The 19,094-nt window shown below is 66.5% G+C and carries 18 protein-coding genes and 1 riboswitch; of the genes, 9 read left to right on the forward strand and 9 right to left on the reverse strand.

What is annotated here, in order from left to right; all coding sequences use genetic code 11:
- Positions 1–6 precede the first annotated feature (6 nt).
- The 5 genes from QM685_RS10225 to QM685_RS10245 are packed head-to-tail and all read right to left on the reverse strand — an operon-like array spanning position 7 to position 5,145.
- Entirely contained in the window at positions 7–1,116 is a 1,110-nt protein-coding gene (locus QM685_RS10225) for an ABC transporter ATP-binding protein (RefSeq protein ID WP_415115340.1), read from the reverse strand.
- On the reverse strand, positions 1,113–1,916 hold the full coding sequence (locus QM685_RS10230) for an ABC transporter permease (RefSeq protein ID WP_415115342.1): 804 nt from the start codon (positions 1,914–1,916) through the stop codon (positions 1,113–1,115). The genes QM685_RS10225 and QM685_RS10230 overlap by 4 nt, the downstream gene beginning before the upstream one ends.
- Complete coding sequence (locus tag QM685_RS10235; protein WP_415115345.1) at positions 1,909–2,790, reverse strand: ABC transporter permease; 882 nt, start codon at positions 2,788–2,790, stop codon at positions 1,909–1,911. The genes QM685_RS10230 and QM685_RS10235 overlap by 8 nt, the downstream gene beginning before the upstream one ends.
- Positions 2,775–3,827, reverse strand: coding sequence for an ABC transporter substrate-binding protein (locus QM685_RS10240; protein ID WP_415115347.1), 1,053 nt, complete (start codon positions 3,825–3,827; stop codon positions 2,775–2,777). Before QM685_RS10240 ends, QM685_RS10235 begins: the two co-directional genes overlap by 16 nt.
- A gap of 58 nt (positions 3,828–3,885) precedes the next feature.
- Entirely contained in the window at positions 3,886–5,145 is a 1,260-nt protein-coding gene (locus QM685_RS10245; RefSeq protein WP_415115349.1) for a M24 family metallopeptidase, read from the reverse strand.
- An 88-nt stretch (positions 5,146–5,233) separates the two neighbouring features.
- Here QM685_RS10245 and QM685_RS10250 point away from each other — a divergent pair, with 88 nt between their 5' ends.
- Positions 5,234–6,184 carry a LysR substrate-binding domain-containing protein gene (locus QM685_RS10250; RefSeq protein ID WP_415115351.1) on the forward strand — a complete coding sequence of 317 codons (951 nt, stop codon included), beginning with the start codon at positions 5,234–5,236 and terminating at the stop codon, positions 6,182–6,184.
- Between the two features lie 82 nt (positions 6,185–6,266).
- Here the strand turns inward: QM685_RS10250 and ribB are convergent, their stop codons facing one another.
- The 3 genes from ribB to QM685_RS10265 form a co-directional block, all read right to left on the reverse strand.
- Positions 6,267–6,986 carry a 3,4-dihydroxy-2-butanone-4-phosphate synthase gene (ribB, locus tag QM685_RS10255; RefSeq protein WP_415115353.1) on the reverse strand — a complete coding sequence of 240 codons (720 nt, stop codon included), beginning with the start codon at positions 6,984–6,986 and terminating at the stop codon, positions 6,267–6,269.
- Positions 6,987–7,132: 146 nt separating this feature from the next.
- Positions 7,133–7,314: riboswitch (FMN riboswitch) on the reverse strand.
- Between the two features lie 155 nt (positions 7,315–7,469).
- Positions 7,470–8,177: a helix-turn-helix domain-containing protein gene (locus tag QM685_RS10260; RefSeq protein ID WP_415115355.1), complete on the reverse strand. Its 708-nt coding sequence runs from the start codon at positions 8,175–8,177 to the stop codon at positions 7,470–7,472.
- 123 nt (positions 8,178–8,300) lie between these two features.
- Positions 8,301–9,467 carry an MFS transporter gene (locus QM685_RS10265; RefSeq protein ID WP_415115357.1) on the reverse strand — a complete coding sequence of 389 codons (1,167 nt, stop codon included), beginning with the start codon at positions 9,465–9,467 and terminating at the stop codon, positions 8,301–8,303.
- A 108-nt stretch (positions 9,468–9,575) separates the two neighbouring features.
- Here QM685_RS10265 and QM685_RS10270 point away from each other — a divergent pair, with 108 nt between their 5' ends.
- The 7 genes from QM685_RS10270 (at position 9,576) to lnt (ending at position 17,563) form a co-directional block, all read left to right on the forward strand.
- On the forward strand, positions 9,576–10,610 hold the full coding sequence (locus tag QM685_RS10270) for a LysR family transcriptional regulator (RefSeq protein ID WP_415115359.1): 1,035 nt from the start codon (positions 9,576–9,578) through the stop codon (positions 10,608–10,610).
- Positions 10,611–10,741: 131 nt separating this feature from the next.
- Positions 10,742–12,115, forward strand: a complete 1,374-nt coding sequence (miaB, locus tag QM685_RS10275; protein WP_415115361.1) for a tRNA (N6-isopentenyl adenosine(37)-C2)-methylthiotransferase MiaB — start codon at positions 10,742–10,744, stop codon at positions 12,113–12,115.
- A gap of 64 nt (positions 12,116–12,179) precedes the next feature.
- The gene (locus QM685_RS10280) at positions 12,180–13,265 is read left to right on the forward strand and encodes a PhoH family protein (RefSeq protein WP_415115363.1); all 1,086 of its coding nucleotides are present in this window, start codon (positions 12,180–12,182) and stop codon (positions 13,263–13,265) included.
- 122 nt (positions 13,266–13,387) lie between these two features.
- Positions 13,388–13,849: an rRNA maturation RNase YbeY gene (gene ybeY, locus QM685_RS10285; RefSeq protein WP_415115365.1), complete on the forward strand. Its 462-nt coding sequence runs from the start codon at positions 13,388–13,390 to the stop codon at positions 13,847–13,849.
- 65 nt (positions 13,850–13,914) lie between these two features.
- A complete protein-coding gene (locus QM685_RS10290; protein ID WP_415115367.1) occupies positions 13,915–14,625 on the forward strand; it encodes a gamma-glutamylcyclotransferase in 711 nt (236 codons plus the stop codon).
- A 231-nt stretch (positions 14,626–14,856) separates the two neighbouring features.
- The gene (locus tag QM685_RS10295) at positions 14,857–15,762 is read left to right on the forward strand and encodes an HlyC/CorC family transporter (RefSeq protein WP_415115369.1); all 906 of its coding nucleotides are present in this window, start codon (positions 14,857–14,859) and stop codon (positions 15,760–15,762) included.
- A 73-nt stretch (positions 15,763–15,835) separates the two neighbouring features.
- Entirely contained in the window at positions 15,836–17,563 is a 1,728-nt protein-coding gene (lnt, locus tag QM685_RS10300) for an apolipoprotein N-acyltransferase (RefSeq protein ID WP_415115371.1), read from the forward strand.
- Between the two features lie 149 nt (positions 17,564–17,712).
- Here lnt and QM685_RS10305 read toward each other — a convergent pair whose 3' ends face one another.
- Entirely contained in the window at positions 17,713–18,333 is a 621-nt protein-coding gene (locus tag QM685_RS10305) for a glutathione S-transferase N-terminal domain-containing protein (RefSeq protein WP_415115373.1), read from the reverse strand.
- A gap of 261 nt (positions 18,334–18,594) precedes the next feature.
- Between QM685_RS10305 and QM685_RS10310 the strand changes: the two genes are divergently transcribed.
- A partial coding sequence (locus QM685_RS10310) for an aminopeptidase P N-terminal domain-containing protein (RefSeq protein WP_415115407.1) occupies positions 18,595–19,094 on the forward strand: 500 nt, incomplete at its 3' end.

A 19,094-nucleotide genomic window follows, 5' to 3' on the forward strand; every position in this document is an offset into this window, starting at 1 on the left:
GTGTGTTCAGCTCTCCAGCGGCACGGCCCACCACGGGTGCGTGCCCAGATCGATGGCGACGCGGTCGCCGGGCGCGAGCGCCAGCTCGCCGTGATTCGCGTGCGAAGCCGTCAGCATCTCGCCGGAATCCAGTTTCACGTCTATTTGCCAGGCTTCGCCGACATACGTGACGCCGGCGATCGCGCCGGCCAGCCCGTCGCCCTCCCGCGGGCCGGGCACGCATCGCACGCGCTCGGGCCGGATGACCAGATCCATGCTGCCATCGGCCAGCGCGCCGGCGCGCGGCGCGAGCGGCACGGCCGTGTGCGGCGCGACCCGCAGGCGACCGCCGTCCGGGCCGGCTTCCACCTTGCCGCGCAGAAAATTCGACGAGCCCATGAACTCCGCGATGTAGCGCGTGCGCGGCCGCTCGTAGATATCGGCGGGGGTGCCGATCTGTTCGATGCGCCCGTTGCGCATGATGGCGATGCGGTCCGACATCGTGATCGCCTCGTGCTGGTCGTGCGTGACGGCGACCGTGGTGATCGCGAGCGCCTGCTGGATGCGGCGGATCTCCCACTGCATTTCCTCGCGCAGGCTCTTGTCCAGCGCGCCGAGCGGCTCGTCGAGCAACAGGATCGACGGTTCGTAGACGAGCGCGCGCGCCAGCGCGACGCGCTGCTGCTGGCCGCCGCTCAGCTCCGACGGCTTGCGCGCGCCCAGACTACCGAGCCTGACCAGATCGAGTGCGCGCCTCACGCGTTCGCCGATCTGCGCTTTCGGCAGCCTGCGCATCTCCAGCGGAAACGCGACGTTCTTCTCGACGGACAGGTGCGGAAACAACGCGTAGTGCTGGAACACGAGGCCGATGTCGCGCTTGTGCGGCGGCTGGCGGCTCTGGTCTTCCCCGTTGATCAGGACTTCACCGCTGGTGGCGTCGATGAAACCGGCCACCGCCATCAGCGTGGTCGATTTCCCGGAGCCGCTCGCGCCCAGCAGCGTGACGAACTCGCCCGCCATCACATCGAGCGACACGCCGTCGATCGCGACGATGTCGCCGAACTGTTTGCGCAGCTCGACGAGTTTCAGCGCGGCTGAGCGGCGCCGCGAGCCGGACGAGGTCGTGTGAGGATTCATCGTGTATTTCCTTGAGACCGGCGCCGGATCGCCTCGGCAAAGGCCACCAGCGCGGACGAAAACACCAGCAGCACGGTGGAGACCGCCGCGATCACCGGCGTCAGATCGAAACGGATGCCGTCCCACATCTGCTTTGGAATGGTCAGCGTCGTCGGACCGGACAGCAGCAGCGCCATCACGACTTCGTCGAACGAGATCAGGAACGCGAACACCGCGGCGACGAAAATGGACGGACGGATGATCGGCAAGGTCACGCGCCACAATGTCCGGGCCGGATTCGCGCCCATGCTCATCGCGGCCTGCTCGAGGCGGGTGTCGAAACGCTCGAGCGCCGCATTGATCACCACCACGCCATACGGAAACGTCAGCAGCGTGTGCGCGCAGACCAGCGCGGTCATCGAGCCCGTCATCCCGAGCAGCGAAAACAGGTAGAACAACGCCACGCCGATGACGATCACCGGCACCACCAGCGGCGACAGCACCAGCGCCTGCAACGCGGCCTTGCCCGGCCCCTGATAGCGGAAGATGCCGATCGCCGTCAGGGTCGCCAGCACGGTGGACGCGAACGCGACCATGATGCCGAGCCGCAGGCTCGTCAACGCGGCGCTCAGCCAGCGGCTGTCGCTCACCAGCACCCGATACCAGCGCAGCGAGTAATCGTGCGGCGGAAACGTCATCAGCGACGACGTGCCGAACGAAATCGGCACGACGACCGCGAGCGGCAGCAGCAGGAACGCGATGGTCAGCCCCGCGATCGTCTTGCTGAAGATGCCCCCGGAGTCGCGAACGGTGTCAGACATGAAGGCCTCCGTTCGGCCGGGCGCCCGCCTTGCGCTGCAGGCGGTAGTACACGTACAGTCCCGCCAGCGTCAGCGCGAGCAGCACGACGGCCAGCGCGGAACCGAAGCTCCAGTCCATGATTTCGGTGAAATCCTGGTTGATCAGCATCGACATCGTCAGTTGCTGGCGTCCGCCGAGCAGCGCGGGCGTGACGAAGAAGCCCAGCCCCATGATGAAGATCAGCACCGCGGCCGCGCGAATGCCCGGCAACGTCAACGGCACGAACACCCGGAAGAACGCGCGCCGCGGCGTCGCGCCGAGGCTTTGCGCGGCCAGCACGAGGCGCTGGTCGACCGAGCGCATCGTGCTGTCGAGGATCAGGATGGTCGGCGGCATCAGGTAGTGCACCATGCCGATGATCGCGCCGGTGTAATTGAACACGAGCTTGAGCGGGTGATCGATGATCCCGAGCGTGTCCATCAACAACAGATTGATCGCGCCGCGCGATTGCAGCACCACGATCCACGCATAGACGCGCACCAGGATGTTGGTCCAGAACGGCAGCAGCACCATGCCGAGCAGCGCCGTGCGGGCCGTGCCGCGCATTCGCGACAGCACGTAGGCAGTCGGATAGCCGGCGGCGAGGCAGATCGCGGTGGACACGAGCGCAATCTCGATGCTGATCCAGATCACGCGCAGATAGGCCGGCGTGCTGAAGATCCGCGCGTAATGCCGCAGCGTGAAGTCGGGGTCCAGCACGCTGCGCGACAGCAGGACCGCGAGCGGCCCGATGAACGCGCCGGCCAGCAACACGAACGCCGGCAGGAGCAGCCACAGCGAGCCGGCGCGGCGCCGGCGGGGGACCGCGCCCGTCACGCTTATTGCAGCTTCCATTGGTCCCACCGCTGCGTCATCGCCTGCTCGTTCGCGGCCCACCAGGCATTGTCGAACAACACCATCTCGCCCTTCTGATAATGGTACGAGGCCAGATCGGCCTTCTCGTCATCCGTCAGGTATTTCAGTGCGTCGGCATTGCCCGGCCCGATGCCGGTCATTCTGGCAAGTTGCGCCTGCCGCCTGGGGTCGTTCATCCACTGGATCAGCTTCATCGCGTTGTCGCGGTTCTTCGCGTTGCGCGGCACCGCGAGAAAGTCCACCGTCATCAGCGACTGATGCCACGACAGGTCGACCGGCGCGCCTTCGGCCTTCCTGACCGAGTTGATCCGCGTATTGGACGTGAGCGACATCGTGAGTTCCTGCGACGCGAGCAGCACCGGCACCTGCGGCCATTGTTTCCACCACACCGCCACCTGGTCCTTGATCCTGTCGAGGGACCTGAACGCGCGGTCGACATCGAGCGGATACAGCTTGCTGGGCGGCACGCCGTCGGCGAGCAGCGCGACTTCGAGCGTGTAGCGCGGCCCGTCGAACATGCCCCGCGCGCCCGGATGTCCCTTGATATCCCACAGGCTGCGCCACGACTCGGGCACGTTGCCCTTCACGGCCTTCGTGTTGTACGCGAGCACCATGCCGTAGGTGGAATTACCGAGCGAGTAATCGTCCACCAGCGACGGCGGAACCCCCTGCTTGCTGATCACGTTGAAATCCAGCTTCTCCCACAGGTTCTCCTTCTCGCCCTGCGGGATCCACATGCCGAGCGCCTGCACGACGTCCCACTGGGGATTGCCGGTGTCGACCATCGCTTTCAGCTTGGCTAGTTGCACGTCCGGCACGTCGATGACCTTGATGCCGGTTTCTTTCTCGAAGGAATCGAAAAACACCTGCCGCTGCGCTTTTTCGATGCTGCCGCCCCAACCGGCGAACACGACCGTCCTGGACTGCGCGAATACCGGCGTGGCCGGCAGCGCGCTCAACGCGATCGTCAGCGCCGTCGCCCCGGCTAGCCGGCTGAAGAACTGGAACAGGTTCATGGGAGGTCTCCTTTGAATATTCGCGCGCGCGGGCAGCACGCGCGTGTCGTGTCTACCGCTATCGCGCCGGAATGACCCGGATCTCTCGCGGACATTCCGTGAGGCGCTCGAATCCGTCATGCGTGATCAGATACGTGTCTTCGACGTGCACGGCGAAGCCCTGGTAATAGATGCTCGGCTCGACCGTCACGACCATACCCGGTTTCAAAATAGTCTTGTCGCCGGCGCCGATTTCCGGCCCTTCCACGGCTTCGAGGCCGACGCCGCGGCCGGTGCGATGCACGAAGCTGTCCACCAGCCCGGCTTTCTCCAGAATCTCTCGCACCACCAGATCAGGACCTTCCGCCGGCAGGCCCGGCTTGAGGACGTCCAGCGCCGCGTCATACGAGTGATCGACGATGTCGTACAGCTCCTGCTCCTGCGCCGTCAACCCGCGCAGCGCGGCATTGCGCGAGAAGCCGATGCGATAACCGTAGAGTTGCGGGATCCGGCAGAAATCGAGCAGCACGATGTCGCCTTCGCCCAGCATGCGCGTGGAGGCCAGCGCGTGAACCATGTCGAGCCGCTCGTTGGACGTGAGGATCTGATGGCCGTCGTTCAACGGATGCTCGATGGGCAGCGGATTGTCTTCGTGCGCGATCACGTATTCGGCGGCGAGGCGGGTGGCCTCGGCCCGGCCGCGCTGCGCGATTTCGTATTCGCGAACACCGGCGCGGATCGCACCCAGTTCCGCCTGTAGCTCCGCCACCGCCATGCGGCCGCTGATCCGCATGATGTCGATTTCTTCCGGCGACTTGATCACGCGCAGCGCTTCGACGACGGACGACGCCTCCTCGAAGGCCAATTGGGGAAAGGTGTCCGACAGCATCCCGAAGAGCCGCGCTGAAATGAAACCCAACTCAGCGCCGGCGCAGCCTCGGGTCAGGCCTTTTTCCTTCAGAACGACGTCGAGCAGTTCGAGGCCGCCGAACACCTCGCCCGGCCGGGGCGCCCATTCGACGTGATGCCGCACGTCGCGCAGCCAGGTCCGGCGGCTCGCGAAGTTGAATTCGATCTTCGGCACGATGAGCGTGGGTTCGCCGCTGGCGGGTACCACCAGCGCCACGAGCCGGCGCGGGCTGGCGTACTCGGGACGGGTGGAATAGCCCCAGAAGCCGGACAGGTAGCGCACGTGTTCGGGCTTGATGACGACCATGCAGGCAAGGCCACGGCGGCCCAGTCCGGTTTGCACGTCGCGGATGCGGGTTTGGTACAGCGCTGGAGTCAAGGCCGTCTCCCTCGTGGGTGGTGAGATTTGCAGCCATGATTCGCCCGTCAATTTATGACGTCCAATCGCATTTTTTGCGGTCGCTATTTGTTTTTGTTATGGCGACAATGGTGCCTGCCTGTTTACCTTTCGCTCGCCCATGACCTCTTCACCGGTTCGCCGCACGCGCCTCTCTCTCAGGCAGGTCGAAGCCTTCCGCGTCGTCGTCCTGACGGGTTCGGTGTCGCGCGCGGCGGAGCGCCTGTTCATCTCGCAGCCCGCCGTCAGCCGCCTGATCGCCGACATGGAGAACACCATCGGCTTCACGCTGTTCGATCGCGCGCGCCGCTTCCAGCTCACGGCCGAAGGCCAGTTGCTCTTCCGTGAGGTGGAGCAGGCGTTCTCCGGCCTCGAATGGATCACGAAGCGCGCGGAGGACATTGCGACCTTTCGCGTGGGTCATCTGAGGATTGCGTCGTCGCCGGCGCTGGCGCTCGGTTTGCTGCCCCCCATCGTGCGCGAGTTTCATCTCGCGCACGACGGCGTCAGGCTCGCCTCGCAGGTACGCAGTTCGCCGGACGTGGCGCAGTGGGTGGCGAGCGGGCAGATCGACGTCGGCTTCGCCGCGCTGCCGGTGAACCAGAGCGGCGTGCGGATCCGAACCTTCCAGCCGCTGCCCGCGATCTGCATGGTGCCGCGCAGTCACAGGCTGGCGGCGGAACCGTTCGTGACGCCCGCGATGCTGGCGTCCGATCCGATCATTTCGCTCGGCTCCGACAGCATGTTGCGCACGCTGATCGACGAAGCCTTCGAGCATGCGGGCGTTTCGGTATTGTCGTTCGTCGAAACCACGATGTCGGCGCAGGCGGCGATGCTCGCCCACGAGGGCCTGGGTATCGCGATCATCGACCCGTTCACCGCTGTCGCGTTCCAGCATCCCGGCCTCGTGCTCAAGCCGCTACAGCCGTTCGTCGCGTACGACTACGCGATGCTGGTTCCCGGGCACACCGAGCCGTCGCGCCTCGCGCACGCGTTCATCGAAGCGGTGCTCAGGCGCGTGGAAGCGGTTCAGCGCACGGTCGAGACGATCTATTCCGGATTGCCGGCATAGGCAGCGGAGGTCTCACGCTCGTGACGAGCGTGCATCGGAACGCGGACGCGGCGTCAACCATCACGCGCGCCCGCATCCGCTTTCAGGCCTCGAGCGCCACACCCTCGCGCGCCTGCGCGAGCGCCTCGCGAAACTCGACCAGCTCGGCAATCGTCAGCATCGGCAGATCGTGTTTCGCGGCGAAGCGCTCGACATCCGCGCCGCGCGTCATCGTGCCGTCCGGGTTCATCAGTTCGCACAGCACGCCGGCCGGCTTCAGGCCCGCGAGGATCGCCAGATCGACCGTGCCTTCGGTATGGCCGCGCCGCGCGAGCACGCCGCCGGGCATCGCGCGCAGCGGGAACACGTGGCCCGGGCGCACGATGTCGGCCGGCCGCGCCGTATCGGCGATCGCGGCGCGGATCGTCGTCACGCGATCGAGCGCGGATACGCCGGTCGTCACGCCTTCGCGCGCCTCGATCGACACCGTGAAAGCGGTGCCGTGACGGCTTTCGTTGTGGACGGCCATCGGCGGCAATTCGAGCGCGCGGATCCTGTCGTCCGGCAGGCACAGACACACGATGCCGCTGCATTCGCGGATCAGCAGCGCCATCGTTTCGACCGACAGACGCTCGGCCGCGACGATCAGATCGGCTTCGTTCTCGCGATCGTGGTCGTCCTGCAGCACGACCGCGCGGCCCTCGCGCAACGCCTGCAAGGCGGCGGCGATACGCGGCGGCACGGGTTCGGTGGCAAGGAGGGGAAGGTCGGCGATTGCATCCTCGGCAAGCGTCGACGGAGCAGGAAAGGCAGCAATAGACATGATTGAAACGCTCATCGCAAAAGTTGGGCGAGAAACGTTTCAGGGCATTGCAAACAGACGCGAACGCGCCGCCGAACGCCGCGCGAAAGCGGCGCTCATGCACCGCCTGAACGACGGGCGGCATCACGGAACGCACATGACTATCTGCACATCTTCTTCCATCCGGACTATGACCGTCGGCTCTGGCTTCTGACCAGATCTGCTGACCCCGCCGCGCTCTTCGATACGCTGAAGACCGCGCGCGGGCGCTCGCGGGCTCGCCGGCGTGGCGCTGTCGCGCTGTCGGCCTACCGCCGGTGGGGAATTTCACCCCGCCCTGAAGACGCACTGATTGCCGGATCGACCGGCCGACCAAGCATACAACGGGCGCGCCACGCATGCAGCGCGGCGCGCAAAGACCCTACTCGTGGTGTTGAACCCGGAACTGGCGCCACCGCTCGGGGCGTCAGCCGGAGTCCGCCGCACGTGACGCGGAACCGGTCCTCATCCCGGCGCCCTTTCGCTTCCCGCTTCATCCCGCGCCGCGCCCGCCGCGGGCACCTCCCAGCGCGGCGGCGTTTCGGCCCGCAGCGTCACGCGAAACGCGCGCGCCTCGGTGTCACCGGGATTACGCAGGCTATGCGGCTGATCGGCGTCGAACACGATCGCATCGCCCGTCGCCAGCAACTGACGCTGGTCGTGCACGCTGACTTCGAGCGTGCCGTCGCTGACCACGAGATTCACCGTCGTGCCCGGCGCGCGGCGGACGCCCGCCTCGGTATGCAGCGGCGCGATCCGCAGCTCGTGAAATTCGGCGGCGGCCGGTTCGTCGTCGGGATAAAGCGGGCGCACCGAGTAGCGCCCATTCGCGCTGACGACGCGCACCGAGCGCTCCGCCGGCAAGTGCTCGAAGCCGTTGGTCGCGTGACGCCGCAAAAACGCCGCCACCGACACCTTCAGCGCCGCCGCCACCTTGCACAGCACCTTGATCGACGGCACGCTGCGCGCCGATTCGATCTGCGCGAGCATCGCGCGCGATACGCCGGACGCGCGAGCCAGTGCATCGAGCGACAGCTGCCGTTCGGCGCGCAGCCGGGCCAGATTCACGCCGACCAGTTGCTCGAGCGCATCGAAAGGTTCGGCCGGGCGCGACGCCGCATCCGTATCGGGATCGGCCGAGGGATCGCGAACCAGCGCGAGCGGAGAATGCATATTGGCCTCCAGAGCGCCGACGGACGGCGCGAGAGCAGTGAGTGGAAGCAAGATAGCATCGGCTTACGCGGCGCCCAACGAAGTTATCTTCACACTGTTATCACCATCGCGGAGGCAAGCAACTTACGCGCGCTGCGCAACCGGCGCGGCCGGCGCATCCATGCGCGCGGCGAACCACGTGAGCAGCAGCGCCGCCACGCTGACCGCCGCCGCGACCCACGGCAACGTATCGAGCGCGTGGCCGTGATTGATCACGAGGCCGCCGAGCCACGCGCCCGCCGCGTTGCCGACGTTGAACGCGCCGATGTTCAGCGTCGAGGCCAGATTCGGCGCGGCGGCCGCCTTCTCGACCACGCGCATCTGCAGCGGCGGCACCGTCGCGAACGCCGCGATGCCCCACACGAATATCGTGATCGCCGCGGCCACCTGCGAATGGCTGGTGCGCGCGAAGATCGCCATCACCACCGCGAGCGCGGCGAGAATGCCCATCAGCGACGGCATCAGCGCGCGGTCCGCGAGCTTGCCGCCGACCGTGTTGCCGACCGTCAGGCCCACGCCGAACAGCACGAGGATCAGCGTCACGCCGCGCGGCGAGAAGCCGCTCACCTGTTCGAGGATCGGCGCGATATAGGTGAACACGACGAACACCCCGCCGAAGCCGAGCACCGTCATCGCGAGCGCGATCCATACCCGCGGGTCCTTCAGCACGCGCACTTCGTGGCCGAGGCCGGCCGGGCCGGTGTCGTGCCGGTTCGGCACCAGCGCCGCGATGCCGGCGAGCGACAGCACGCCGAAGCCGCTGACGATCCAGAATGCCGCGCGCCAGCCGAACTGCTGGCCGACGAAAGTACCGAACGGCACACCGAGCACGTTCGCGAGCGTGAGGCCCGTGAACATCAGCGCGATCGCGCTGGCGCGCTTCTCGGCCGGCACGAGCGAAGCAGCGACCACCGCGCCGATGCCGAAGAACGAGCCGTGCGCGAACGACGTCACGACGCGCGCGATCATCAGCACCGAATAGCCGGGCGCGATCGCGCACAGCACATTGCCGACGATGAACACGCCCATCAGCAATTGCAGCGCGAACTTGCGCGACATCCTGCTGGTGATCACCGCGAGCAGCGGCGCGCCCACGGCGACGCCGAGCGCATAGCCGCTCACGAGCAGGCCCGCCGCCGGAATCGAGACGGACAGATCGCGCGCGACGTCGGGCAACAGGCCCATGATGACGAATTCGGTCGTACCGATCGCGAATGCGCTGATCGCGAGCGCGAGTAATGGAATGGGCATGTGCTGCTCCAGGACGGTGTTTCGACGGCTGCATTGTCGGGGCGCGGTACCGATTTGATAATTGGCGTAGCATTTGAAGCATTTTCAAATTCTCTTTGAAAACGGGCGATGGACAATCTCGGCGACATCCGCCTCTTCGTCGAAGCGGCGCAGCAAGGCAGCCTGTCGGCGGCGGGCCGCAAGCTGGGCCTGACGCCGGCCGCCGCGAGCGCGCGGCTCGCGAAACTCGAAGCCAGCCTGAAAGCGCGCCTGTTCGAGCGCACCACGCGCCAGCTGCGGCTCACCGACGAAGGCCGCCTGTACCTGAATTGCTGCCGCCAGGCACTGCAGTCGCTCGACGACGCCGAAGCCGCGCTGCAGGCTGGCCAGGGCGTCGTGCGCGGCAAGGTGCGGGTGTCGACGACCTCCGACTTCGGCCGCAATCTGCTGATGCACTGGCTCGACGAATTCAACGCGCTCTATCCGGATGTGACGTTCGGGCTCACGCTGTCGGACTCGCTCGCGAATCTCGTGCAGGAAGACATCGATCTGGCGATCCGCTTCGGCGTGCCGCGGGACAGTTCGCTGGTCGCGCGCCGGCTCGCGCCGAACCGGCGTGTGCTGTGCGCGTCGCCCGCCTATGTCGCGCGCCGCGGCGAGCCGAAGGATCCGCTCGATCTCGCCAACTTCGACTGCATCGTGCTCGGCACCACGTCGGGGCCCGCCAGCGAATGGCGCTTCACGCGCGGCGACGAGGTGCAGCACTACAGCGTGCCGTTCGAATCGGCGCGCGAAACCAACGACGGCGCGGTCGCGCGCGAATGGGCGCTGCGCGGCTACGGCATCGCGATCAAATCGATGTGGGATGTGGAAGCGGATCTGCTCGCCGGGCGCCTGAAGATCCTGCTGCCCGAGTGGCGCTACCCGGATGCGCCGCTGCACGCGCTCTATCACCGCAACCGCTTCATGGCGCCGCGCGTGCGCGTGCTGCTCGATTTTCTGAGCGAGCGTTTCGCGCGGGTGTCCGATGAACTGGAAAGGCTGCTGGGTCTGCCGCCCGAACGGCCGCGCGACACCGCGCATGAAACCCTGCACGACACGGCAAATCACGGCGCGAATGGCGTAGTGACCGGCCAGGCGGGTGCCAAAATCCGCGCTCCGTGAAGGGCTATAATGTTGCGTTACGTTGCAAAGGTGCTTGCATGCCGGCCCCATGCGCCGCGCTATCCCCGCCCCGCAACTCCTTCACCCCTTTATGACGCCCCCAGGTTAACCACTGCGACCGGCGAAATTCGATGACCAAGAAAGTTTATGTAAAAACCTTCGGCTGCCAGATGAACGAGTACGACTCCGACAAGATGGTCGACGTGCTCGGTGCCGCTGAAGGACTCGTCAAGACCGACACGCCGGAAGACGCCGACGTGATCCTGTTCAATACCTGCTCGGTGCGCGAAAAAGCGCAGGAGAAGGTTTTCTCCGACCTCGGCCGCGTACGCGAGCTGAAGGACGCGAATCCCAGTCTGATCATCGGCGTGGGCGGCTGCGTGGCCAGCCAGGAAGGCGCGTCGATCGTCGCGCGCGCGCCGTACGTCGATCTCGTGTTCGGTCCGCAAACGCTGCACCGCCTGCCGCAGATGATCGACGAGCGCCGCGCGACCGGCCGCGCGCAGGTCGACATCACGTTCCCCGAAATCGAGAAGTTCGATCACCTGCCGCCGGCGCGCGTCGACGGTCCGAGCGCGTTCGTGTCGATCATGGAAGGCTGCAGCAAGTACTGCAGCTACTGCGTCGTGCCGTACACGCGCGGCGAGGAAGTGTCGCGTCCGCTCGACGACGTGCTGACCGAGATCGCCGGACTCGCCGACCAGGGCGTGCGCGAAGTCACGCTGCTCGGGCAGAACGTCAACGCTTATCGAGGCGCGCTGACCTCGGGCGCGGCGGAGATCGCCGACTTCGCGACGCTGATCGAATACGTCGCCGAGATTCCCGGCATCGAGCGGATTCGCTACACGACCTCGCATCCGAAGGAATTCACGCAGCGCCTGATCGACACCTACGCGAAGGTGCCGAAGCTCGTGAGCCACCTGCATCTGCCGGTGCAGCACGGCTCCGACCGTATCCTGATGGCGATGAAGCGCGGCTACACCGTGCTCGAGTACAAGTCGGTGATCCGCCGGCTGCGCGCGATCCGCCCGGACCTGTCGCTGTCGACGGACATGATCGTCGGCTTCCCCGGCGAGACCGAGGAAGACTTCGCGAAGATGATGGCGCTCGTCGACGAAATGAAATACGACACGAGCTTCTCGTTCATCTACAGCCCGCGCCCCGGCACGCCGGCCGCGAACCTGCACGACGACACGCCGCGCGAGGTGAAGCTCAAACGTCTGCAACATTTGCAGGCCACGATCGAAGAAAACGTGCAGCGCATCAGCAACGCGATGGTCGGCAAGGTCGAGCGTATTCTGGTCGAGCGCCCGGCGCGCAAGGACCCGAACGAGCTCGCGGGCCGCACCGGGAACAACCGCGTCGTCAATTTCCCGGCGCCGGCCGCGTCGCACGCGCGGCTGATCGGCCAGATGGTCGACGTGAAGATCGTGCACGCATACCCGCACTCGCTGCGCGGCGAACTCGTGATGGTTCACGACGACAGCTCCGCCGCGACGCACTGAACCGACTCACCGGGCGAACCGGCAAAACCTCGCGTACCGCAACCGACAGGATTGACTCACCGCCTTGAAGACCACTCAGCCGCATCTGGAATTCACCGCGCCGCGCGACGACAACGCGCGGCTTGCCAACCTCTGCGGACCGCTCGACGAAAATCTGCGGCAGATCGAGCAGGCGCTCGACGTGACCCTGCAGCGCCGCGGCCATCGCATCACGATCCGCGGACGCGGCGCGAAACTCGCGCTCACCGCGCTCGAAAACTTCTACAACAACGCGCGCGAGCCGCTGTCGGTCGACGACATCCAGCTCGCGCTCGTCGAAGTGCGCCACCCGGCGCGCCATCGCCCGAACGGCAACGGTAACGGCCAGGGCGACGAGGCCGCCGACCGGCACTTCGCGGGCAACCCCGATCATCCGTTCGACCAGCCCGCCGATACCGACGCGAGCGACGACGACTTCGAGGAATACGGCCCGAAGCTGTACACGCGGCGCGCCGATCTGCGCGGCCGCACGCCGGCGCAGCGCGAATACCTGAAGCAGATCGTCTCGCACGACGTCACGTTCGGCGTCGGCCCGGCCGGCACCGGCAAGACCTACCTCGCGGTGGCCTGCGCGGTCGACGCGCTCGAACGCGACCAGGTCAAGCGCATCGTGCTCACGCGCCCCGCGGTCGAGGCGGGCGAGCGGCTCGGCTTTTTGCCGGGCGATCTCGCGCAGAAGGTCGATCCGTATCTGCGCCCGCTCTACGACGCGCTCTATGACCTGCTCGGCTTCGACAAGACCGCGAAGATGTTCGAGCGGCAGATGATCGAAATCGCGCCGCTCGCGTACATGCGCGGCCGCACGCTGAACCACGCGTTCATCATCCTCGACGAGGCGCAGAACACCACGCCCGAACAGATGAAGATGTTCCTCACGCGCATCGGCTTCGGCTCGAAGGCGGTCGTCACCGGCGACACGACCCAGGTCGACCTGCCGCGCGGCCACAAGAGCGGACTGATCGAGGCGCAGCAGGTACTCGCGAACGTGCGCGGCATCGCGCTCACGCGCTTCACGAGCGCGGACGTGGTGCGGCATCCGCTGGTCGCGCGAATTGTGGAGGCGTACGATGCGCATGCGCAAAAAGCGCCGGCGCCGATCGATCCGCGGTAAGACGCCCGCGTCCGGCGCTGCCCACGCCATGCAACTGACCGAAGCCGTCTGATCGAAACCGCTGCCGCCGACGAACACGCCGCAAACAACGCACACGCTACGAACACCGTCTCCGACACCGCATGAGCCGCGCCCCGAAACTGACGTTGAACCTGCAATTCCCCGCCGCCAAAGCGTGGCCGGAGCACAAGGCGCTGCTGCCGCGCGCGACCGTGGCCGGCTGGATCAAGGCGGCGCTTTTCGCGGACGGCGAACTGACGGTGCGTTTCGTCGACGCCGAGGAAGGCCGCACGCTGAACCGCACCTATCGCGGCAAGGACTACGCGACCAACGTGCTGACCTTCGCGTACGCCGAATCGGAAGACGATCCGGTGACGGGCGATCTGATCCTGTGCTGTCCAGTGGTCGAAAAAGAAGCCGCCGAGCAGCGCAAGCCGCTCGCCGCGCACTACGCGCATCTGCTCGTGCACGGCACCCTGCATGCGCAGGGCTACGACCACGAGGTCGAAGAAGAAGCCGAGGAAATGGAGGCGATCGAAACCGAAATCCTCGGCAAGCTCGGGTTTCCGGATCCTTATCGATAGGCTTCCCGCTTTCAGGTCCCTTGCTGCCCAGCCCCTTCTCCACGCCATCCACGATCGAACCTGCCGTGAGCACCCCGTCCTCTGAAGCCGATACCCCCACGCGTTGCCCGGACTACCCGCCGGTACTCGGCGAATCGCGGCTTCTGACCGACGACGAGCTGCGCGCGTCGCTCGAATGCACGTTGCGCGACTGGGACCGCAAAAGCGATCTGTGGCTGTTCGGCTACGGCTCGCTGATCTGGAATCCGGGCCTGCCGACCGTCGAGGCGCTGCGCTCGAAGGTGCACGGCTATCACCGCGGACTGTATCTGTGGTCGCGCGTGAATCGCGGCACGCCCGAGCAGCCGGGCCTCGTGCTCGCGCTCGATCGCGGCGGCTCGTGCACCGGCATGGCGTTCCGGCTCGCGGCCGCCGGCTCGATGCCGCATCTCGAAGCGCTGTGGCGCCGCGAAATGCCGATGGGCTCGTACCGTCCCGCGTGGCTGCCATGCGTGCTCGCGGACGGCCGGCGCGTCGACGCGCTCGCCTTCGTGATGCGCCGCGACGTGCCGAGCTATACCGGCAAGCTGCGCGACGAGATCATCCGCACCGTGCTCGGCTGCGCGTGCGGCCGCTACGGCACGACGTTCGAGTACGTGAGCCGCACCGTGCATGCGCTGCGCGAAAGCGGGATGCCCGATCGCGCGCTCGAGGCGCTGCTCGAGCGTTGCAACGCGCAGGGGCGCGAGGGGACGCCGGCGGCAGCTTCGCCGGCCGGCGACGGGACACGAGGGTAAGGCCGCGGCGTGTGGTGCCGGCGGCGCACCCGGCGAACCGCGGCTTTTTTGCCCACAAGCGCTTTTCCATCCGTAATGGGTTAGGATGGACGCACGCCTCGCCGTCGCGGCGCGGCCGTTTCACCCATGGCTACATTCATCGCCAGGCCCGGCGGGACACGGTTTCGCCATGTGCCTGGTGTATCCTTAATGCTCTGTAACAGCGCGCCCAGTCTCGCCGGGCGCACTACCATGAACGACACGTATCCCAGTCGACGCCATACCGGACGCCAACTCGACAAACCGCAGGAAAAGCGCTCGCTGCTCGAACGCCTGACCGACTTCATCTCGCCCGAACCCGACTCGCGCGCCGAACTTCTGGAAATTCTGCAGGACGCGCACGAGCGCAACCTGATCGACGCCGACTCGCTGTCGATGATCGAAGGCGTATTCCAGGTCTCGGAATTGAGCGCACGCGACATCATGGTGCCGCGCGCGCAAATGGACGCGATCAACATCGCGGACAATCCCGCCGAATTCATCCCTTACGTGCTGGAAAAGGCGCACTCCCGCTATCCGGTCTACGAAGGCAATCGCGACAACATCATCGGCGTGCTGCTCGCGAAGGACCTGCTGCGCTACTACGCGGAAGAAGAATTCGACGTGCGCGGCATGCTGCGCCCGGCTGTCTTCATCCCCGAATCGAAACGCCTGAATGTGCTGCTGCACGACTTCCGCGTGAACCGCAACCATCTCGCGGTGGTCGTCGACGAATACGGCGGCGTCGCTGGCCTGATCACGATCGAGGACGTGCTCGAGCAGATCGTCGGCGACATCGAGGACGAATACGATTTCGACGAGGAAAGCGGCAATATCATCGCGTCGCCGGACGGGCGCTTCCGCGTGCGCGCGCTGACCGAGATCGAGCAGTTCAACGAGACCTTCGGCACCCATTACCCGGACGACGAAGTCGACACGATCGGTGGACTCGTCACGCATCACTTCGGCCGGGTGCCGCATCGCGGCGAAAAGGTCCGTCTCGACGATCTGATCTTCGAAATCCTGCGCGGCGACGCCCGCCAGATCCATATGCTGCTGGTGCGCCGCGACCCGCTCGCGGGCCAGCGCGAGCGCGAGGCGCAGCACGTGCAGACCTGAGCCGCCTGCCCTCGCCGACCCGCGGGTTCCCCGCTCCGCGTTTTTTTCAACTTCCGACGCCGACCGCGCAACAATGGCCGACCCGATCACTTCCCGTTCGCGCCGCGGCGTGAGCCCCCCCACCCCCGCTGACGACAGCACGCGCAGCCGCGCGCTGCCGCTGTGGCACTACCTCGTCGCGCTGGCCACCGGCGCGCTCAATACGCTTTCGTTCGCGCCCACGCCGCATGGCGGCTGGCTGCAGCTCGCGATCTTCATATTCTTTTTCGCGTGGCTCACGCGCAGCACCGGCTGGAAAAGCGCCGCGCTGACGGGCGGCGCGTTCGGCTTCGGCAATTTCGTGACCGGCGTGTGGTGGCTGTACGTCAGCATGCATTTCTACGGCGGCATGCCCGCGCCGCTCGCCGGCGCGGCGCTCGTGCTGTTCTCGCTGTATCTGGCCGTCTATCCGGCGCTTGCCGCCGGGGTCTGGTCGTTTTGCGCAGGCCATGCGCACAATGGCGCGGCCGACGACCGTCAGCCGTTCTCGCCGAGCTGGCACGGCGCGCTGGCCTTTGCGAGCGCGTGGGCAATCGGCGAATGGCTGCGCGGCACCGTGTTCACCGGCTTTCCGTGGCTGTCCATCGGCTATGCGCAGGTCGACGGGCCGTTCGCCGGCTTTGCGCCGGTGGTCGGCGTGTACGGCGTCGGCTGGATGCTTGCGCTGGCGGCCGCGCTGATCGTGCAGGCGTTGCTGCCGCTGATGCCGTCGCGTTCCGCCCAGCCCGCGCGCGAGCCGCACGGCGGCAACGCTGAAACGAGCGGCCATGCCGCGCCGCGCCGCGCCGCACGCATTGCGTTGCCGGCCGGCGTCGCGCTTGTGCTGATCGTGGTCGGCCTGCTGCTGCCGCTCATCCAGTGGACCACGCCCGCCAACGCGCCGCTCACGGTGCGCCTGCTGCAAGGCAACGTGAAGCAGGAGATGAAGTTCGAGGAAGCCGGCCTGAACGCGGCGGTCGCCGAGTATCAGCAGATGATCACCGCGAAGCCGGCCGATCTGATCGTCACGCCGGAAACCGCGATCCCGGTGCTCGCGCAGCAGTTGCCGCCGCCGTTCGCGGCGGCGATCCGCCAGTTCTCGGATTCGACCGGCAGCGCGATCCTGTTCGGCGCGATCGGCGGCACGATCACGCCGGAAGGCCGGGTGGTCGATTACACGAACAGCCTGTTCGGCGTCACGCCCGGCTCGCACGACATCTACCGCTACGACAAGCACCACCTCGTGCCATTCGGCGAATTCGTGCCGTGGGGCTTTCGCTGGTTCGTCAATCTGATGAATATTCCGCTCGGCGACTTCTTTCGCGGGCCGCCGGTGCAGAAGCCGTTCATGGTTCACAACCAGCCGGTCGCCGTGAATATCTGCTACGAGGACATCTTCGGCGAGGAGATCGCGCGCACGCTGCGCGAGAACGCGACGCCCGCCGGCGTGCTGGTCAACTCGACCAACCTCGCGTGGTTCGGCGACACGATCGCGCTCGACCAGCATCTGCAGATCGCGCGCATGCGCTCGCTCGAAACCGGCCGGCCGATGCTGCGCGCGACCAACACCGGCATGACCGCCGCGATCGATGCGAACGGCCGCGTGATCGGCCGCCTCACGCCGTTCACGGTCGGTTCGCTCGACGTGACGGTGCAAGGCACGTCGGGCAACACGCCGTACGTGACGAGCGGCAACAACACGGTGCTCGCGGTGTCGGCGCTGCTGCTCGCGTTCGGTTTTGCGTTCGGCCCGGCGATCGTGCGGCGGCGCGACAGCAAATAAGCGGCGAGCGGCGGCGCGGCCGGCTCACCCATAAAAAAATGCGCCTGAACATGCAGGCGCATTTTTTTCTTCACGGGCAGGCTTTCCGGTTCAGGTCATCGGTCACGCGCCCGAATCCCGCTCACCCCGCATTCATCCACCGCGCTGCGTCAATTCGACGGCACCGTATCGATGAACGACTGCCGCAGCGACAGCTTCTGGAAATGCTTGTCCAGACCCGGATGCGATTCGCGCCAGTTCAGCTCGGGCATGCGGAAGTCGAGATAGCCGAGCGCGCAACCCACCGCGATGTCCGCGAGGGTGTAGTGGTTACTCGCGCACCATGGCTTGCTGCCGAGGCCCTGCGACATCGCGATCAGACCTTCGTCGATCTTGCGCTGCTGCCGCGCGACCCACGCGTCGACCCGTTGCTCGGGCGCGCGCTGCGTACTCTCGAGACGGATCAGCACCGCGGCGTCGAGCACGCCGTCGGCCAGCGCTTCCCAGCAGCGCACCTCGACGCGTTCCCGTCCGGACTGCGGAATCAGCTTGCCGACCGGCGACAGCGTATCGACGTACTCGCAGATCACCCGCGAGTCGAACACCGCTTCGCCGTCTTCCATCACGAGGCACGGCACCTTGCCGAGCGGATTGAAGGTGTGAATCCGGGTATCCGGCGCCCAGACGTTCTCGGGCACCAGTTCGTAGTCGATCTTCTTGTCGGCGAGCACGATCCGCGCTTTACGCACGAACGGGCTGCCAAGCGAACCGATGAGTTTCATCATGACCATCTGCCTTTTTCTGAATCCGGCGAAAGTATAAGTGGTCCAAGGCTTTCACGAGCACCATGCCGCATCTTCGCGAGCCGGCCGCCGGGCCGCTGTGGACGGATTGCAACATGCCGGCCGCCGCCCGACCGTCAGTATCCGCACAAAATAAGTCCGTGGATGGAACGTCGGGCCCGGGTGCCGATTCAGGTGCCCGATTCAGGTACTGAGAAGCGCCTGCGCGAGGCACAGGTGAGCGCCGGAACGGAGCGCTACAATCGCACGATGAACCAGCCGACCGAACCCACCATCGCCATCGACGTCTACCGCGCGCGCCGCGAGCGCGTCCTCGCCGCGCTGCGCGCGGCGGGCGGCGGCGTCGCCATCGTCCCGACCGCGCCGGAAGCGCTGCGCAACCGCGACGCCGATTACCCGTACCGCCACGACAGCTACTTCTACTATCTGACCGGCTTCACCGAGCCCGAGGCGCTGCTCGTGCTCGTCGCGAACCCGGCACCCGGCGCACCGGCATCGATCCTGTTCTGCCGCGAGAAAAATATCGAGCGCGAGACGTGGGAAGGCTTCCGCTTCGGGCCGGACGGCGCGCGCGCCGCGTTCGGTTTCGATGCCGCGTTCCCGTTCGGTGAAATCGACACGCAATTGCCACGGCTTCTCGCGGACCAGCCGGCGCTGCACTACGCGCTCGGCACGTCGGCGAAACTCGACGGGCAGGTGCGCGGCTGGCTCGACGCGGTGCGCGCGCAAGGCCGCGGCGGCGTCGCCGC

The organism is Paraburkholderia sp. (genome assembly GCF_047605525.1).
GTDB lineage: Bacteria > Pseudomonadota > Gammaproteobacteria > Burkholderiales > Burkholderiaceae > Paraburkholderia.

Bases quoted from the DNA above. Each gene is read 5' to 3' on its own strand.
- QM685_RS10250 (WP_415115351.1), top strand. From the start codon at position 5,234: ATGACCTCTTCACCGGTTCGCCGCACGCGCCTCTCTCTCAGGCAGGTC.
- QM685_RS10230 (WP_415115342.1), bottom strand. From the start codon at position 1,916: ATGTCTGACACCGTTCGCGACTCCGGGGGCATCTTCAGCAAGACGATC.
- QM685_RS10295 (WP_415115369.1), top strand. From the start codon at position 14,857: ATGAACGACACGTATCCCAGTCGACGCCATACCGGACGCCAACTCGAC.
- QM685_RS10270 (WP_415115359.1), top strand. From the start codon at position 9,576: ATGGACAATCTCGGCGACATCCGCCTCTTCGTCGAAGCGGCGCAGCAA.
- QM685_RS10305 (WP_415115373.1), bottom strand. From the start codon at position 18,333: ATGGTCATGATGAAACTCATCGGTTCGCTTGGCAGCCCGTTCGTGCGT.
- QM685_RS10260 (WP_415115355.1), bottom strand. From the start codon at position 8,177: ATGCATTCTCCGCTCGCGCTGGTTCGCGATCCCTCGGCCGATCCCGAT.
- lnt (WP_415115371.1), top strand. From the start codon at position 15,836: ATGGCCGACCCGATCACTTCCCGTTCGCGCCGCGGCGTGAGCCCCCCC.
- ribB (WP_415115353.1), bottom strand. From the start codon at position 6,986: ATGTCTATTGCTGCCTTTCCTGCTCCGTCGACGCTTGCCGAGGATGCA.
- miaB (WP_415115361.1), top strand. From the start codon at position 10,742: ATGACCAAGAAAGTTTATGTAAAAACCTTCGGCTGCCAGATGAACGAG.
- QM685_RS10235 (WP_415115345.1), bottom strand. From the start codon at position 2,790: ATGGAAGCTGCAATAAGCGTGACGGGCGCGGTCCCCCGCCGGCGCCGC.
- ybeY (WP_415115365.1), top strand. From the start codon at position 13,388: ATGAGCCGCGCCCCGAAACTGACGTTGAACCTGCAATTCCCCGCCGCC.
- QM685_RS10265 (WP_415115357.1), bottom strand. From the start codon at position 9,467: ATGCCCATTCCATTACTCGCGCTCGCGATCAGCGCATTCGCGATCGGT.
- QM685_RS10240 (WP_415115347.1), bottom strand. From the start codon at position 3,827: ATGAACCTGTTCCAGTTCTTCAGCCGGCTAGCCGGGGCGACGGCGCTG.
- QM685_RS10225 (WP_415115340.1), bottom strand. From the start codon at position 1,116: ATGAATCCTCACACGACCTCGTCCGGCTCGCGGCGCCGCTCAGCCGCG.